Here is a 15459-nt window from a genome sequence, read left to right as displayed (position 1 = left end):
GGCTCCCATGCGTAGGGCCCGGACGAATCCTCGTCCGGGCCTTTTTGGTGCGTTCTCGCGGTCCCTTTACCGGTCGAGGGCGTGATCGTCGTCCCCGCCGGTCACGGCCGCGCGGTCGCCCTCGCCGTTATGGCCGTTGTGACCGTTATGGCCATTACCGTTGTGGCCGTTGTGGCCGTTGTGGCCGTTCGCGCCGTTCAGCGGGATCTTCTCGCCGCCGTAGGCGGTGGACATCCGGCCGCGCAGGCCGCCGATCAGGCCCCGCATCGGCTTGGGCGGGACGCCTTCGCCGTTGGTGGCCGCGGTGAGCTGGGGTACCGCCTCCTTGCCGCGGATGTGCGCGTCGGCGTCCTCCGTCAGCGGCGCGTGCACCTCGATGAACTCGCCGCTGGGCAGCCGCTTGATCACACCCGACTCGACGCCGTGGCCGACGATCTCGGCGTCCCTGCGCTGCAGGCCCAGGCACATCCGGTAGGTGATGATGTAGGCCAGCACCGGCATGGTGATGATCATCACGCGCCCGGCGTACGTGGTCAGGTTCAGGCTCACGTGCAGGAACGCCGACAGCTCGTCGTTCGCGCCGAACAGCCACAGCACGCCGTAGAACGCGATGGCCGACATGCCGATGGCGGTGCGGTGCGGGTTGTTGCGCGGACGCTCGGCGATGTGGTGCTCCCGCCGGTCGCCGGTGATCCAGCGTTCCGCGAACGGATACAGGATCAGCCCGACGAGGATGATGCCGAGTGGCAGCAACGCCGGGATGATCACGCTCAGCGGCAGTGTGCCGATCTCCGACGTGCCGAACAGGTTGATCTCCCAGGCCGGCATGATGCGCAGCGCGCCTTCCAGGAAGGCCAGGTAGAAGTCCGGCTGAGAGCCCGCCGAGATGTCCGCCGGGGTGTAAGGCCCGTACAGCCAGATCGGGTTGATCTGGGCGAACGTCGCCAGGCCCGCCACGACGGCGAGCGTGAACAGGAAGAACGCCCCCGCCTTGGCCATGAACATCGGGTAGAACGGCGCGCCGACCACGTTGCGGTTCGTCTTGCCCTTGCCGTTCATCTGGGTGTGCTTCTGCCGCCACATGAGCACCAGGTGCGCCGAGACCAGGGCGAGCAGAATGGCCGGGATGAGCAGGATGTGGACGGAGTAGAACCGGGCGATCACGTCATCGCCTGGATACTCCCCGCCGAATATGAAGAACCGCAGGTACGTGCCGACCACCGGCAGCGAGATGATGACGCCCTCGGTGACCCGCAGGCCCGCGCCGGAAAGCAGGTCGTCGGGCAGCGAGTAACCGGTCAGGCCCTCGGCCAGGGCCAGCGTCAGGAGCAGGACGCCGATGATCCAGTTCAGCTCGCGCGGTTTGCGGTACGCGCCGGTGAAGAACACCCGCAGCATGTGCGCCATCATGCTGGCCACGAACAGCAGCGCGGCCCAGTGGTGCATCTGCCGGACGAGCAGCCCGCCGCGCACCTCGAAACTCAACTCCAGCGACGAGGCGTACGCCTCGGACATCATCACGCCATGTAAAGGCCCGTACGGGCCGTCGTAGGCGACATGGGCCATCGACGGCTTGAACCAGAACGTCAGGAAGGTGCCGGTGAGCAACAGGATGACGAACGAGTAAAGCGCGATCTCCCCGATCAGGAACGACCAGTGATCGGGGAAGACCTTGCGCATGTTGCGCCTGAGGAAGGAAGCCCCGCCCAGGCGCGCGTCCAGGAACCCGGCCGAGTGCGAAATGCGGCTCGGGACCGTTTTCAGTTCGGTCATGACCCTCCTCCATGGGTATTCGCCTTGGCCTCCGCGTCGCCGCGCTCCCAGAAGCTCGGGCCGACCGGAACAGCGAAGTCGCCCTTGGCGATGAGGTATCCCTCGGCGTCGACGGTGATCGGAAGTTGCGGCAGCGGCCGGGCGGCCGGGCCGAAGACGACCCTCGCGCCGTCGGTGGCGTCGAAGGTGGACTGGTGGCACGGGCAGAGGATGTGGTGCGTGTTCTGCTCGTACAGGGCCGCCGGGCAGCCGACGTGGGTGCAGATCTTGCTGTAGGCGACGATGCCGTTGTGCACCCAGTTCTGGTTCGTGCCGGACTTGATCTCTTCGGGCCGCAGGTTGATCAGGATCACCGTGGCCTTGGCCAGGGCGTCGAGGTCGTGCTCGTGGCCCTCGGGCACCACCGACAGCAGGCCGCCGGGGGTGTTGAAGTCGGCCGCCCGGATCGGCCGGCCGCTGCCCTCGATGATCAGCCGTAGCGGCTTGCCCTCCTTGGTCTTCTCGCCCCAGACGGTGTGGCGGAGCCGGTTGGGGGTGTTGGCCCCGGCCGTCTTGGTGTTGTCGAGGTCGCGCAGCAGCACGATCGGCACGACCCCGAGCGCCGCCGCCGCGGGGATCAGCGCGCGGCGAAGTACCTTGCGCCGCACGAAGCCGCTCTCGTTGGCGCCCCGCACGAAGTCCTCCGCGACCGCCTCGCGGTCCTCCTCCTCGGAGAGCATCGGGTGGCGCTCCTGCACGAGGGTGTACTTCGGCATGATCTGGCGGGCCCAAAGGACGATGCCGACGGCGAGCGTGAGCACCGCGACCATCAGCGAGAGCCCGAGGGCGAAGTTGGAAAGGCCGGTCGCCTGGGTGCTGCCGACCTGGAACGTGACGTAGAAGTAGACGAACGCGACGACGCTCAGCGAGGTGATGCTGAAGCAGAGCACCACCATGCGTTCGGCCCTGCGGGCCTGTCGTTCGTCCGCCGGTTTGACCCCCTCGGGCGGCGCCTGGTCCTCTTCGGGGGTGTCCGGCGCGCCGAGCATCGGCGGGTCCGTCGCGGGGGTTCCGATGACGCGCTGCGGTACGCGCTCGGCCCGCTCTTCGATGGGTTGATCCTCGGCTGTCATGACCTCTGTCGCTCCTCCACCGCGGCCCCGTGGCCCGCGGAAGCGGCAATGCCGACGTCTGCGTACTCGCCGTCGATGCCGCCGAGTTTGTCCTGGTTTGCGATGATCCAGATGTGGCTGATGCGGTCAGTGGCCGGGTCGATGTCCACGACGACGACGGCGACCGGCAGCCCGGCCGCGGTGATCACCGCGGCCGGCCCGCCGTTGACGTCGAGGATCGACCCGCCCGCGACGAGTGGCGCGAGCACCCACTGGATGCCGTGCGCCAGCATGCGGCTGACCTTGAGCGCTCCTTGCACCGGGCTTTTGGCCGCGCCACGCCGGCCGTTCCCGTCGATCCACAGGGTGACTTCGGGGGCGAGTACGTCCAGCAGGGCCTTGATGTCGGCGCCCAGGCACGCCGCCAGGAAGCGCTCGGTGGCCTGCTTGCGGACCGCGCGATCGTGCCGGAACCTCGGTTGCCGCCTGCGCACATGGCCGCGGGCGCGCCTGGCCATCTGCCGTACGGCGGGTTCGGAGCGGTCGAGGACACCGGCGATGTCGGCGAAGGAGAACTCGAACGCCTCGCGCAGCACGAAGACGACCCGCTCCAGCGGAGTGAGGGTCTCCAGCACGACCATCATGGCGATGGACACCGAGTCGGTCATCTCCGCGTGTTCCTCGGTGTCCGGCTGGGTCGGCAGAGGCTCGGGCAACCAGGGCCCGACGTACGCCTCCCTGCGCGCCTTGGCGCGCCGCAGCCGATCCAGGGCCAGCCTGGTCGAGACCTGGACGAGGAAGGACTGCGGATCGGCGACCATGGAGTGGTCGACGCGGTGCCAGCGCAGCCACGCCTCCTGGACGACATCTTCGGCATCGGTCACACTGCCCAGCACCCGGTAGGCCACCCCGAACATCAGGTCCCTGTTGTTCTCGAAGTGCGCGACCGGCATGACCTCCGCATCCGCCGCTGCGGGCATATCGCCTCCTTGTCGTTCCCTTTGCTTATTTAGACGTTGGGGACGAAGGAGAAGTGACATTTGCGCATGCGTGCGGGCACCCCGCGGAGGCGTCCCGGAGGCGAATGGACGCAGTTGCGGCAAGGGCGGAAGCGGGTTGTGTAGACGATCTATTATGCGGTGTCGTGCCTGGTGGGAATGGGTCTGCTCGGGGAGGGTGTACCCCAGTGCATACGCCGCGGGGATGCGGCGATACAATCGGATGGCGGACGTCGGGATGGCCGTGCGGAGCTATTCTCCCAGGGCGGTATATGGCAACCGGCGAGCACGAACCCGGGCAGGCCGCCACATATTATCCCGCCACTTTCACGTATTCACTTTCACGTGTTCACGAGTGCCGGCTTCACGTGTCCCGGCATTCATGGGTCCATGCGCCGGACAGCACCCGGGTGATGGTGGTGCTCAGGACGCGTACGCCGTGGACGGTGGAGGGATCGAGGCCGGACAGGGCGCGAACGCGCTGGAGGCGGTAGTCCAGGGTGCGCGGGTGGATGTTCAGGGCGGCGGCGGTGAGCAGGCGGTTCATGTCGGCGCGGTAATAGGCGTCCAGGGTGGTCACCAGGTCGGGGCCGGTCGCCAGGCGGCGGGCGATCTCGCGTAGCCAGCGGTCGACCTCGGGGAGCTGGGTGGCGGCGAGTTCGGCGAAGACGTCGGCGACTCCGGAGAAGGTCCGTGGCGTGGTCTCCAGCGGGGCGACGTGGGCCACGCGGCGGGCCAGCTCCGCCGTACGGGTCAGGTCGCCGGCCGGGCCGGCCGCCGTACCGACCGCGCAGGGCCGGCCCACCCGTTCCACGATCTCGCGGACCAGGCGCGGCAGCCGGTCCCCGGACGACGCCGTTGGCGGCGACGCCCTGGCGGACACCAGTACCGAGCCGTCGTGCGGCACCAGGGCGAGCAGTTCGTCCGGACGCTGCCAGGACAGCGGCACCAGATGTTCCTTGAAGACGCCCGCGATCAGCTCGTCCTGCGCCGCGCCGATACGGCAGAGCGACTGGCCGGGCATCCGCACGACCACCACCAGGTAGTGGTCGTGCAGATCGACGCCCAGACTGATCGCGAGGCTCGGGGCGGCGGCGTCGCCGGTGAGCAGCAACTGGGCCAGCGCGCGCACCCGCGTGGCCACGGAGAGGCGCAGGTGCTGCTCGTCCATGTGCGCCTGGAGGTAGGCCGCGGTGCCCCGGGCGCCCTGGCTGCCGCACCACGCCATCAGGTGCAGCAGCTCCTGCACGTCCTGCCCGTCGGCGGCGTCGTGGATCTCCCGGAGCATCTGGTTGGCGTGCAGCGTCAGCACCCGCTGCGCCGTGTTCAGGGTGAAGCCCTGCCGGGCGCGCTGCCGGCCGATGCCCCCGATGAGGGACAGCTCTCCCGCGACGAGTTGCCGGTCCTCGCTGACGCACTCGATGGTGCGCCGCCGGAACCAGACGGCGTAGTCAAGGGTCTCGGCGTACACCCGCGAATCGGACGCCGCTTTCCGGTAGTCCGGAAGCTCGCGCATGTACACGCTGACTTCCGCGCGCGCGTTGGCGTCGGACCTTTTCATCAACAAACGCAAAAGATCGCCCATGCTGCATCGGTCTTTCCCGTTGAGGTGAGCGGCCTTTCACGCGCCGCGCACCGACCGAATACCCTGTAGACCTTGGACCGAATGCCGCCGGACCGGCAGAGCGCGCCGCCATGGTAACCCGCCGGGCCCGGCGAATGACCCCCGAATTCCGTCAGCATTCGTGACACTGCGCTATTGTCGCAGTAGAGGGTGTGCCGGTGCGCGGATCGGCCATTTGGCGGGCGCATTTGTGAAGGTGGTATCGATTCCACCGGCAGCTTTGATCAGCGCCCTTCTTTCGTGGTGGCCGGGGTTGCGGAGAATGACAATGCGTTCGTCCCCGTGGCCGGATTTTTCCGTAAATATCACGACGACAGCGCCGCTTTCTCCCGGCCACTCTGTTACCGCACACAACGCCGGTAATTCCGGCGACATGGGGAGAGCTGCCGGCTGAATCCGTCGCCGGCATGACTCGATGGAGGTCGAATCGATGCACGGACGCATCAAGAGGAGCTTCACCGTACTGATCGCACTGGCGACCATCGCGGCACTCGCCGTGGGGCCCACCGGAACCGCCATGGCGGCGAGCAAGAAAGGTTCGACGGCGGTCCCGTCGCTGCGGGCGTACGGGATCTCCGGTGACGGCAAGCTGATGGGCACGTTCCTCACCGACCAAACGTGGAAGATCGACTGGGTCAGGCGGTTCAGCGGGCTCGTCGGCGACACGGCCGCGATCGGGCTGGACTTCCGGCCGAAGGACGGCAAGCTCTATGCCGTCGGCAACAAGGGAGGCATCTACGTCATCACCATGCCGAAGGACGACGGGCCGGTGATCGTCGCGAAGGTCTCCCAGCTCACCGTGGGACTGCGCGGCACGTTCTTCGGCGTCGACTTCAACCCCGCCGCCGACCGGCTGCGCGTGATCAGCGACGCCGGCCAGAACCTGCGGCACAACCTCGACGCCCACACGACGGACACCGACACCAACCTGAGCACCGGCACCTGTGACCCGGTGGCCACCGGGGTCACCGCCGCGGCCTACACCAACAACGACAACAACCCTGCCACCGCGACCACGCTGTTCGACGTCAACACCGCGACCACCCAGCTCGTCGTCCAGTCACCGGCCAACCTCGGCCTGCTGGCCCCGGTCGGCGCCCTCGGCGAGGCCGTCAACATCAACGCGGGCCTGGACATCTACAGCGACCTGACCAACGGCAAGACCGTCTCCAACTCCGCCTTCGCCATCTTCATCGTCACCAGGACGGTGAACAACGAGAAGGTGACGCTCAACACGCTCAACTCGGTCGACCTGCTCACCGGCGCCGCCACCCAGGTCGGTGAGCCGCTCCCGCTGGACTTCACCGACATCGCCCTCGCCCCCGACACCTACTGACCGCCCAATCCACCCAGCACCACGAGCCCGCCCCGGCCCCGCCGGGGCGGGCTCCCCCCTTCCCACCGACCTTCCCAACCCCCACCGTGGCCGAAGCGCCTGGCCCTGCCGGAGCGGGCTCACCCCGTCGTGCCGAGGTTCCAGACGCTTGGCAGGGGCGTCTCGCAGGCTGCGCAGCCGAAGTGATCGTCTTTGACGATGTTGCGCTGCCCGCACCGGGGGCAGCGGCGGAAGACGATGGGGTGGGTGAAGCCGCCGGGATGATCCAGGCCCGCGCGGTCCAGCGCCGCCGCGACCGCCGCCCACGAGGTGACATCGGGACAGTAGCCGGTGGACTGATTACTGACCTCGCGTACCGCCCATCGATCACCGTCCCGGACAAAGCCCATCTCGCCCGCACTCAGCACGGGCCCACCCCCGGCACAGACGACATGCTCACTCCGTCGCGGCGCAAGGCGCAACGCCCCACCGGCATCGACGACGAACGTGAACGGCTCCTCCCGCTCGTCGGCAGGCCACTCCGCCAGCCACACGGCAAGATCGCCCGCCGAGCCGATCTCCCGCCCCAGGCACCCGGGGACGACCCGATCCCGTATCTCGGCGGGGCCGATATAGGGGTAGCGCCGGTCCATGTGGCGATCCTGCCGTACGGCTCTTCTCTCCTCACTCGGCCGGCCCGATGGCGGAGTCATGCACCGATGGGTCGAGTGCGAGGTACCGCCGGGCCGCTTGACTCTCCCAATGTGGGAGACCGGAGACTGGCCAGGTGCGTGAGGAGGAGACTCGCCTGCTGAGCATCGGCGAACTGGCGGCGCGGACCGGTATGTCAGTGAAGCTCATCCGCCACTGGTCGGACATCGGCGTGGTACCGCCCGCAGGCCGTACGCCGAGCGGGTACCGCCGGTACTCCGAGGAGGCGGTGGCGCGGCTGCGGCTGGCGCGGGCGTTGCGCGATCTCGGCATGGGCATGGCCGCGATCCGCGACGTCGTCACCAGCCAGCGCGGCCTGCGCGAGGTCGCGACCCGCCATGCCGACGCGATCGAGGCCCAGATCCGCACACTCCGGTTGCAGCAGGCGGTGCTGCGATCGGTCACCGACCGAAGAACCGATATCGAGGAGTTCACCACGATGACCGAACTGGCCCGGCTGTCGGCCACCGAACGTACCGCCATCGTCCACGACTTCGTGGCCCGGACCATGGGCGACATCGACCCGTCCGCCTACCGGGACGGGCTGCTGGCCACCATGCCCGACCTGCCCGACCACCCCACCGCCGAGCAGGCCGCGGCCTGGATCGAGCTCGGTGGCCTGGTACGCGACCCCGCGCTCGGCGCGGCAATGCGCCGCATCGCCCAGTACGCCGCCACGATCGCCCCCACGACCACCGTCGATGACGAGCAGGCCGTGCGTACCGTGGAGCGGGTCACGGATCTGTGGACCCGGCTGGTGCGGGAGGCCATGGTGGCTGGGATCGCCGCGGACTCGCCGACCGCCGCCCCGGTGGTCGCGGAGATCGTCGCCGCCTGGCTGCCCACCCAAGCGGAGGGCGGTGCTGACGGGGCGGAGGCGCGGCGGCGGTTGCTGGCGCAGCTTGAGACCGTCGCCGACCCGCGCGCCGAGCGGTACTGGCAGCTCATGTGCATCATCAACGGCATGCCGGTACGCGCGAGCATCAAGGCGGAGGGCGAATGGCTCATGACCGCGCTGCGGGCGAACCCCGAACCGGGGGCGCGCGAGGCGGGCCTGGCCGAAGTACTCGAAACGCCCGCCGCGCTGGAGCCGGCCGCGCTGCTGGAGGCGTGCGCCCGCGTACTGGACGAGGTCGGCGCGCTCGTCGCGGCCGTCACCCCCGCCCAGATGGGCGACCCCACCCCCTGCGCGGACTGGAACGTACGCGACCTGCTCAACCATCTGACGTACGAGAACCTGATGTGGACCGGTCTGGCCCAGGGCGTCCCGCGTGCCGACTTCGACGCCGACCACCTCGGCGACGACCACGTCGGCGCGTTCCGGGCCGCCGCGGCCGGGACGCTGGCGGCGTTCGGGCGGCCGGGGATGCTCACGGAGCGGTACGGGCCCGCGCCGGGGTGGCGGCTGGTCGAGCAGGTGCTGATCGAGATGCTGGTACACGGCTGGGACCTGGCCAGGGCCACCGGCGCGCCCACCGACCTGGCCCCGGACGTGGCCGAGGCGATGCTGCCCGCCGTACGCGCCATCTACGGCGACCTCCCCCGCACTCCCGGCGGCTCCTTCGCCCCCGCCCAGACCCCACTCCCCGGCGCCACCCCCGCCGACCGCCTCGCCACCTACCTCGGCCGCCACCCCTGACCGGTGCCGCACGCGGCCGCGTCCGTGAAGTACACGGCCCTCACCGTTGCTCTACTAACTAACCGCGACTCGGTCCGAGTCCCTATGGAAGCGGCCTTTCGGCTTGCGGCTCGGCGGTCAGCCGCGTCCGTACCTCTCTTCGGCGGACCAGAAGTACCAGCCGCCTCCGATGAGGCCGACGACTGCCCAGGCGGCGCAGGTCAGCCAGGTGGTGGCGGTCGGGCCGGTGGCTGATGTGAGGAGGCCGCGCATCAGCTCGATGTACGCGGCGGCGGGGTTGGCGTACATGAGGTCGGCCACCCACTGTGGGAGATGCGCTCCGGACCACTCACCGTCAGGGAGGGGATGGCCGACCACCTTGTCCTGGATGGAGAAGAAGATGCCCGACAGATAGAGCCAGGTGCGGGTGATGAACGGCATGAGATGGTTGAGGTCGCGCACCTGGTCGCCCAGTCGGGCGACGGTGAGCGCGGCTCCGGCGTTGAACATGGTCTGCAGGAGCAGCGCGACCGGTATCAGCAGCCAGTACGCCGAAGGACTCGCGCCGTCCAGTAGAACAATGGCCAGCAACACGAGCATCGACCATAAAAGCTGCTGGAGTTCCTGAAGGGTGCGCGCGAGCGGCAGGACCGCTCGTGGGAAATGCAGGGCGCGAATGAGACCGAGGTCGGTGCTCATGGATTTCGCGCCCGCGGCCACCGTGCGCTGTGTGTAGGTGAACACGAACATTCCGGTGACCAGGAATGTGACGTAATGCTCAACTTCGTCGCTGCCGCCCAGGATCAGGCCGAACATCACGAAGTAGACCGCCGCGTTAAGCAACGGGGTGATGACCTGCCAGAGTCGGCCGACCACAGTGCCGCTGTATTTGGAGGTGTTCCGCGCGTCGGCATAGGCCGAGATGAACCGGCGGCGGTCCCATAATCGTCTCAGGTAAACGGTGAATCGGGGCCGTGCCGCGCTGCGCTTCAGGCCGTGGCGGGCCGCGAGTGCGGCGAGTTCTCCGGGTGCGTATCGGCGCGGATCGTAAGTCCGTTCCGTCGTGGATTCGTTGCCCGACATGATTGCACGGTACGTCTCCACGACTTCTCCGGCTTCGCGCCGCCCGTCGCCGCCGGGTACGGTCGGCGCTGTGATCAGGGTGCTGCTGGCCGATGACGAGGCGATGATCCGGGCGGGGGTCCGCGCGATCCTGGCCGCGGCCCCCGACGTGGCGGTGGTCGCCGAGGCGGGCGACGGCCGTGCGGCGGTCGAGCAGGCCCGCGCGCACCGGCCCGATGTCGCCCTGCTGGACATTCGCATGCCGGTGCTGGACGGGCTGGGCGCGGCGGCGGAGCTTCGGCGGGCGGTGCCGGAGACGGCGGTGGTGATGCTGACGACGTTCGGCGAGGACGAGTACGTGGCGGGCGCCCTGGAGGCGGGGGTGTCGGGGTTCCTGCTCAAGTCGGGCGACCCGTACGAGCTGATGGCGGCGGTGCGGGCGGCGCGCGACGGGGCGGCGTTCCTGTCGCCGCGGGTCGCCCACCAGGTCATCGCGCAGCTGTCCGGCGGGCTGATGGGACGTAGGCAGGCCGCGCGGGCGAAGGTCGCGGCGCTGACCCCGCGCGAGCGGGACGTACTGGCGCTGCTCGGGGAGGGGCTGAGCAACGCCGAGATCGGACGCCGCCTCTTCCTGACGGAAGGTACGGTCAAGGCGCACGTCTCGGCGCTGATGACCCGCCTGGCCGTACGCAACCGGGTGCAGGCAGCCGTGATCGCGCACGAGGCGGGCATGGCCGGCGAGTGAACTGCCTCCGGTTTCCACCGGGGTCACGCGTCGCGGGCACGAAGTACGCCGATGGCCGCATCGGGCATGCACCGGGCCCTTCCGTGTGAATGGGCCGATCGGTGGGCGCGTCCCCGACTTTCGTCAGGGGTGGTGGCGGGGGCGGGGCGCCTAGCGTGGCGGGGTGAAGGTGCTGGGGTCGCCGCGGGGGCGGCGGGTGTGCGTGGACGGGCTGCTGTGGGTGGGGGCCGTCGCGTCGATGTGGTTGTCGGATGATCCGCTGCCGGAGTACGCCTTCCTTGATACGGCGGCGCTGCGGGGGTGCGGGGCCGTGGTGCTGGGCGTCGCGGTGGGGGTCTGGCGGCGCTGGCCGGGGCTCGCCGCGGCGTTGCCGCTGCTGGCGGGGGTGGTCGTCGCCGATGATGTGCATGTGGCGCAGCTCGCGCCGTCCGTGGTGGTGTTCGCGTTCCTGCTGGGCCGCGCGGCCGGGGGCCGGGTGGGGGTGCTGGTGGCGGGGGCGGCGCTGGCGTTGGTACTCGTGCCGGGGCGGCCGGGCGGGGAGGACTGGTTCACCGCCGCTTCTACGTTGTTTCTGCTGGTCCTGGGTCCGTGGGCGGTCGGGCGGTACCTGCGGGCGCAGGCGGACCTCGCCGCCGCCGGGTTCGAGCTGGCCGCGCGGGCGGCCGAGCATGAACGGTTGCGCGAGCGGACGCGCATCGCCTCGGACATGCACGACTCGCTGGGGCACGAGCTGAGCCTGCTCGCCGTACGCGCCGCCGCCGTGCAGGTCGCCGCCGACGCCACCCCGGCGCTCCGGCAGGCGGCGGCCGAACTGCGCGAGTCCGCCGCCACGGCCACCGACCGGCTCCGGCAGGTCATCGGGCTCCTGCGGCAGGACGGCGAACCTCCTGAGGGTTCGGTGGCCGCGCTGGTGGCGCGGGCCGCGGCCTCCGGCGTGGACGTACGCCTGGACGGCGACGAGGAGACCGCGGCGGCCGGACTCCCCGGCCCCGTCCTCCAGACCGCCGCCCGCGTCGTACAGGAGGGACTGACCAACGCCACCAAACACGCCCCCGGCTCGGCCGTCCGGGTCCGTCTCCACCCCACTGCCGATTCCCTTGAGGTCACCATCGCCAACGGCCCGCCCACCCGGGCGGGCGGGGCGGCCCAGGCGGGGTACGGGCTGGTGGGCCTGGCGGAGCGGGTACGGCCGGCGGGCGGCACCCTGGAGGCCGGGCCTGACGGGGACGGATTCAGGTTGCGGGCCCGGCTGCCCGCGTACGCCCCGCCGGAGACCCCGACCCGGCAGGCCCTTGCGGCGGCCCGGCAGCGGCTGCGCCGTGGCCTGGTCACCATGTTCTGGGCCCCGGGCGTGCTCGTCGTCGTCCTGGTCGCGGTGTTCCTGCTCCGCGGCGGGACCTGAGCCGGCCAGGCCCGTCCGTGCGGGCCGGATCACCCGGGCGGGCCTGGTACCCCGTGGTCGCCTCCTGACCACCCGGGGCCGTAGGAGCGGCCGCTGGCCGGTCGCCCCTTCCCGGGGCCCACCCGATGGCGGTTCCGGGGCACCAAGGCCGGTCAGCGGTGAGCGGACGGGGTCCGGGCGGTGGCCGGGCCGACGAAGTGGACCTCGGGGAATCGGGGTGACGGGCCGTTCAGCAGGGGGCGGTTGCGGTGGCGTAGGTGGCGGTCGGCGAAGGCGGCCACGTACTCCCGGACGATCCACACGCAGCGCGCGCCCGGCAGCGCCTGGGTCCGGAGGCCCAGCGCCTCGGCGATGAACGGCACGTCGCTGGGCGACCTGTGGGCCATCCCCGGCACGTTCAGCCAGCGACGCCAGCCGGTCAGGTGCGCCCAGGTGTCGTTCCAGTTGCCGCCGTGCTTGCCGTGCGCGTCGGCGGCCAGCATCAGGAACGGCCGCGCCAGGTCACGCGCGAGCGGCGGGCGGAAGGAGCCGTCCATGTCGATCCCGGCGTCGATCCGCCGGTCGGCGAGCATGGCCGCCGCTGCCGCCGCGCCGCCGATCGAATGGCCGACGGCCGCGATCCGGCCGTGGTCGATCATCCGCCCGTACCGGGTGTGGCCCTTCAGCCGGTCCAGCACGAACGCGAAGTCCTGTACCCGGCCCGCCACCACCTTCTCCCCCTGGTCGCCGCCGTCGCACACCCGGCAGGTGGCCACCCGCCCGTCGGGGAAGGTGACCGCCGCCGCCTCGTAGGGATGGTCCACCCCGGCCACCACGTACCCGCGGCTGGCCAGGTCCTCCGCGAGGGAGGTGAGCATCCAGCGCGGGTCGGTCAGCCCCGGCGAGAGTACGACGAGCGGGAGCCGGTGCCGGGCGCGCAGCGGCGGCGCGCCCGCGCGGGCGTGGGTGCGGACGCGCGTCAGCGTGTCCGGGGGCAGGCCGTCGGTCCCCTCCATCTGCTCCAGCAGCAGCCTCGACTCCTCGGCCGTGGCGTAGGGCACCGCCGCGCCCCGCGCCGCGGCGGCCGGGTACCACACCGAGACCATCAGCTCGCGCGGCGCGGGCGGCGCCCACGGGTCCGGCCGGTCCCGATCGACCAGGTGCAACTCCTCCCAGCCGACCGGATGCGGCCCGGTCGGCGCGGGCAGCGTGATCGGGTCCCCGCCGCTCCGGCTCGCCGCGCCGGCCGGTACGGCCAGCGCCAGGGCCGTGACCAGGCCCGCGACCGCCACGCCGATCCTTCGGATCGTCTTCAACGCGTTACCTCCTGTCCGGGTACGCCCTCCGGCATCGCGCCGGAGGGCGTACGTCATGGCTCAGGAGGCTAGGTACGGGCCAGGGGCCCGCGGATCCGGCGATCGGCGGTGCTCACCCCCGACGAAGGTCAGGGGTCAGGGCTGGACGCCGAGGGTGTGGGTGAAGACGTTGCGCGGGTCCCAGCGGGCCTTGGCCCGTTGCAGGCGGGGGTAGTTGTCCTTGTAGTACAGCCGGTGCCAGGGGACCCCCGACGTGTTGTGCGCGGGGTCGGCCAGGTCGTTGTCCGGGTAGTTGATGTACGCGCCGTCGCGTGGGTCCGGTACGCCGCCGGTGTCCCGGTACACGTCCCGGTACAACTCGCGCAGCCAGTTGTCGTAGCGCTCGTCCACCGCGGGGTCGTTCCAGGTGGACATGAACAGCACCCGCATGACCGCGTCGCGGTGCCCGTGCGCGGTGGCGGACGACGGGACGGTGTTGATCTTGCCGCCGTAGCTGGCGAAGCCCACCGAGCCGATGATCAGCTCCGGGTCGCGTTCCTTGGTCAGGTGCCGGTAGATGGCCTGGACCTGGCTCTCGGCGTAGCGTTGGCGCAGGTAGCCGGACTTGGCCTTGAGCCGGTAGAGCTTGGAGGCGTTCGGGCCGGACAGCGCCGCGGTCAGCCACGGCTTGCGTTCGCGGACCACGTTGATCGGGGCGCCGACGCCCGCGCCGAGCGCGGTGAGGTAGTCGTCGACGAGCCGTTCGGCGTCGGGGCCGTGGGCCTGGCCGACGGTGAGGTTGACGTCCGTCGCGCGGCGGGCGACGGTGAGGTCGCAGTAGAGGGCGGTGCCGGGGGAGCCGGGGGCGCTGTTGCGCTCGCACCACTCGCCGTGGTTGCGGATCAGCCGGGCGAACTTCTCCTCGTCCATGTTCAGGCCCTGCCACGGCCAGGTGCAGGAGAAGTCGATGACCGAGGCGGGGGCCTTGGGCAGCAGGGCGGACGGGTCGGTGCCGCGGGCTCCGGGGGTGCGCAACCAGTAGCGGGTGACGATGCCGAAGTTGCCGCCGCCGCCACCGGTGTGCGCCCACCAGAGTTCGCGCTCGGCGCCGGTACCGTCCCGGGTGGCGACGACGGCGCTCGCCCGGCCCGCGCCGTCCACCACCACGACCTCGACGCCGTAGAGGTGGTCCACCACCAGGCCGTGCGTACGGGAGAGCACGCCGTACCCGCCGCCGGAGAAGTGGCCGCCCGCCCCCACCTTGGGGCACCAGCCCGCGGGGATCGTGACCCCCCAGCCGAGGAACAGCCGCCGGTAGACCTGCTCCAGGTCCGCGCCGCCCTCCACGGCGAACGCGTTGCGCTCAGGGTCGAAGTAGACCTGGGTCATCCCGGAAAGGTCGATCAGCACGCGGATGGACGGGTCGTCCACCCAGTTCTCCAGGCAGTGGCCGCCGCCGCGGACCGCCACCCGCTTGCCGTCCCTGACCGCCTCCTGGACGGCCTGCACGACCTGCTCGGTCGAGCCCACCACGCGTACATGGTCGGGACTGCCCACGTAGCGCTTGTGCCCACGGCGTACCAGATCTTGGTACCGGGAATCATCGGGATCGACCGTCACCGGGCCGAGCGGGGGCACGCAGTCCCGGCCCGCCGGTGGGCCCTTGGGCTGCGGGGACTCCGGCGCCAGGAGATCGGCGCCCGCCCCGGCCGCCGCCCCCGTCACCGATAACGCCGCTGCCTGGAGTACCTGCCGGCGAGCCGGCATGTTGACCACTTCCTCCCATGATCAGTACGTATGACCGGACAGTCATGATCAGAACGTCTAGTCGAACAGTTTGATAAAT

The 15459-nt window shown here is 70.6% G+C and carries 12 protein-coding genes; 4 read left to right on the top strand and 8 right to left on the bottom strand.

Going from position 1 to position 15459, the window contains the following annotated elements:
- Nucleotides 1-66: 66 nt before the first annotated feature.
- From qcrB to DP939_RS07415, 4 genes are all read right to left on the bottom strand, one after another.
- On the bottom strand, nt 67-1773 hold the full coding sequence (gene qcrB, locus DP939_RS07430; RefSeq protein WP_113979845.1) for a cytochrome bc1 complex cytochrome b subunit: 1707 nt from the start codon (nt 1771-1773) through the stop codon (nt 67-69).
- Nucleotides 1770-2885 carry a cytochrome bc1 complex Rieske iron-sulfur subunit gene (qcrA, locus tag DP939_RS07425; RefSeq protein WP_113979844.1) on the bottom strand — a complete coding sequence of 372 codons (1116 nt, stop codon included), beginning with the start codon at nt 2883-2885 and terminating at the stop codon, nt 1770-1772. The genes qcrB and qcrA overlap by 4 nt, the downstream gene beginning before the upstream one ends.
- Complete coding sequence (gene sigJ, locus DP939_RS07420) at nt 2882-3844, bottom strand: RNA polymerase sigma factor SigJ (protein ID WP_113979843.1); 963 nt, start codon at nt 3842-3844, stop codon at nt 2882-2884. Before sigJ ends, qcrA begins: the two co-directional genes overlap by 4 nt.
- A 382-nt stretch (nt 3845-4226) precedes the next feature.
- Nucleotides 4227-5423, bottom strand: coding sequence for a PucR family transcriptional regulator (locus DP939_RS07415; RefSeq protein WP_199565004.1), 1197 nt, complete (start codon nt 5421-5423; stop codon nt 4227-4229).
- Between the two features lie 493 nt (nt 5424-5916).
- On the opposite strand from DP939_RS07415, the gene DP939_RS07410 reads away from it, so the two are divergent.
- Entirely contained in the window at nt 5917-6822 is a 906-nt protein-coding gene (locus DP939_RS07410) for a DUF4394 domain-containing protein (RefSeq protein ID WP_113980101.1), read from the top strand.
- A gap of 119 nt (nt 6823-6941) precedes the next feature.
- Here DP939_RS07410 and DP939_RS07405 read toward each other — a convergent pair whose 3' ends face one another.
- Nucleotides 6942-7454, bottom strand: coding sequence for a hypothetical protein (locus DP939_RS07405; RefSeq protein WP_113979841.1), 513 nt, complete (start codon nt 7452-7454; stop codon nt 6942-6944).
- A 134-nt stretch (nt 7455-7588) separates the two neighbouring features.
- Between DP939_RS07405 and DP939_RS07400 the strand changes: the two genes are divergently transcribed.
- Entirely contained in the window at nt 7589-9151 is a 1563-nt protein-coding gene (locus DP939_RS07400; protein ID WP_113979840.1) for a TIGR03086 family metal-binding protein, read from the top strand.
- A 117-nt stretch (nt 9152-9268) separates the two neighbouring features.
- Here the strand turns inward: DP939_RS07400 and DP939_RS07395 are convergent, their stop codons facing one another.
- Nucleotides 9269-10213 (bottom strand): ABC transporter permease, encoded by a 945-nt coding sequence (locus tag DP939_RS07395; RefSeq protein WP_113979839.1) that lies wholly within the window; start codon nt 10211-10213, stop codon nt 9269-9271.
- A 70-nt stretch (nt 10214-10283) separates the two neighbouring features.
- Here DP939_RS07395 and DP939_RS07390 point away from each other — a divergent pair, with 70 nt between their 5' ends.
- A complete protein-coding gene (locus tag DP939_RS07390; protein WP_199565003.1) occupies nt 10284-10937 on the top strand; it encodes a response regulator in 654 nt (217 codons plus the stop codon).
- Nucleotides 10938-11100: 163 nt separating this feature from the next.
- Nucleotides 11101-12339 carry a sensor histidine kinase gene (locus DP939_RS07385; protein WP_147267911.1) on the top strand — a complete coding sequence of 413 codons (1239 nt, stop codon included), beginning with the start codon at nt 11101-11103 and terminating at the stop codon, nt 12337-12339.
- 152 nt (nt 12340-12491) lie between these two features.
- Here the strand turns inward: DP939_RS07385 and DP939_RS07380 are convergent, their stop codons facing one another.
- Nucleotides 12492-13634, bottom strand: a complete 1143-nt coding sequence (locus DP939_RS07380) for an alpha/beta hydrolase family protein (protein ID WP_225878091.1) — start codon at nt 13632-13634, stop codon at nt 12492-12494.
- Between the two features lie 135 nt (nt 13635-13769).
- A complete protein-coding gene (locus DP939_RS07375) occupies nt 13770-15380 on the bottom strand; it encodes an FAD-binding oxidoreductase (RefSeq protein WP_113980100.1) in 1611 nt (536 codons plus the stop codon).
- Nucleotides 15381-15459: the final 79 nt, after the last annotated feature.

This window comes from Spongiactinospora rosea (assembly GCF_003315795.1).
GTDB classification, from domain to species: domain Bacteria; phylum Actinomycetota; class Actinomycetes; order Streptosporangiales; family Streptosporangiaceae; genus Spongiactinospora; species Spongiactinospora rosea.
The sequence above is the reverse complement of the archived record's forward strand: the minus strand, read 5'-3'. Positions and strand labels throughout refer to the sequence as shown.

Bases quoted from the DNA above. Each gene is read 5' to 3' on its own strand.
- sigJ (WP_113979843.1), bottom strand. From the start codon at position 3,844: ATGCCCGCAGCGGCGGATGCGGAGGTCATGCCGGTCGCGCACTTCGAG.
- DP939_RS07395 (WP_113979839.1), bottom strand. From the start codon at position 10,213: ATGTCGGGCAACGAATCCACGACGGAACGGACTTACGATCCGCGCCGA.
- qcrA (WP_113979844.1), bottom strand. From the start codon at position 2,885: ATGACAGCCGAGGATCAACCCATCGAAGAGCGGGCCGAGCGCGTACCG.
- DP939_RS07410 (WP_113980101.1), top strand. From the start codon at position 5,917: ATGCACGGACGCATCAAGAGGAGCTTCACCGTACTGATCGCACTGGCG.
- DP939_RS07375 (WP_113980100.1), bottom strand. From the start codon at position 15,380: ATGCCGGCTCGCCGGCAGGTACTCCAGGCAGCGGCGTTATCGGTGACG.
- DP939_RS07415 (WP_199565004.1), bottom strand. From the start codon at position 5,423: ATGAAAAGGTCCGACGCCAACGCGCGCGCGGAAGTCAGCGTGTACATG.
- DP939_RS07405 (WP_113979841.1), bottom strand. From the start codon at position 7,454: ATGGACCGGCGCTACCCCTATATCGGCCCCGCCGAGATACGGGATCGG.
- qcrB (WP_113979845.1), bottom strand. From the start codon at position 1,773: ATGACCGAACTGAAAACGGTCCCGAGCCGCATTTCGCACTCGGCCGGG.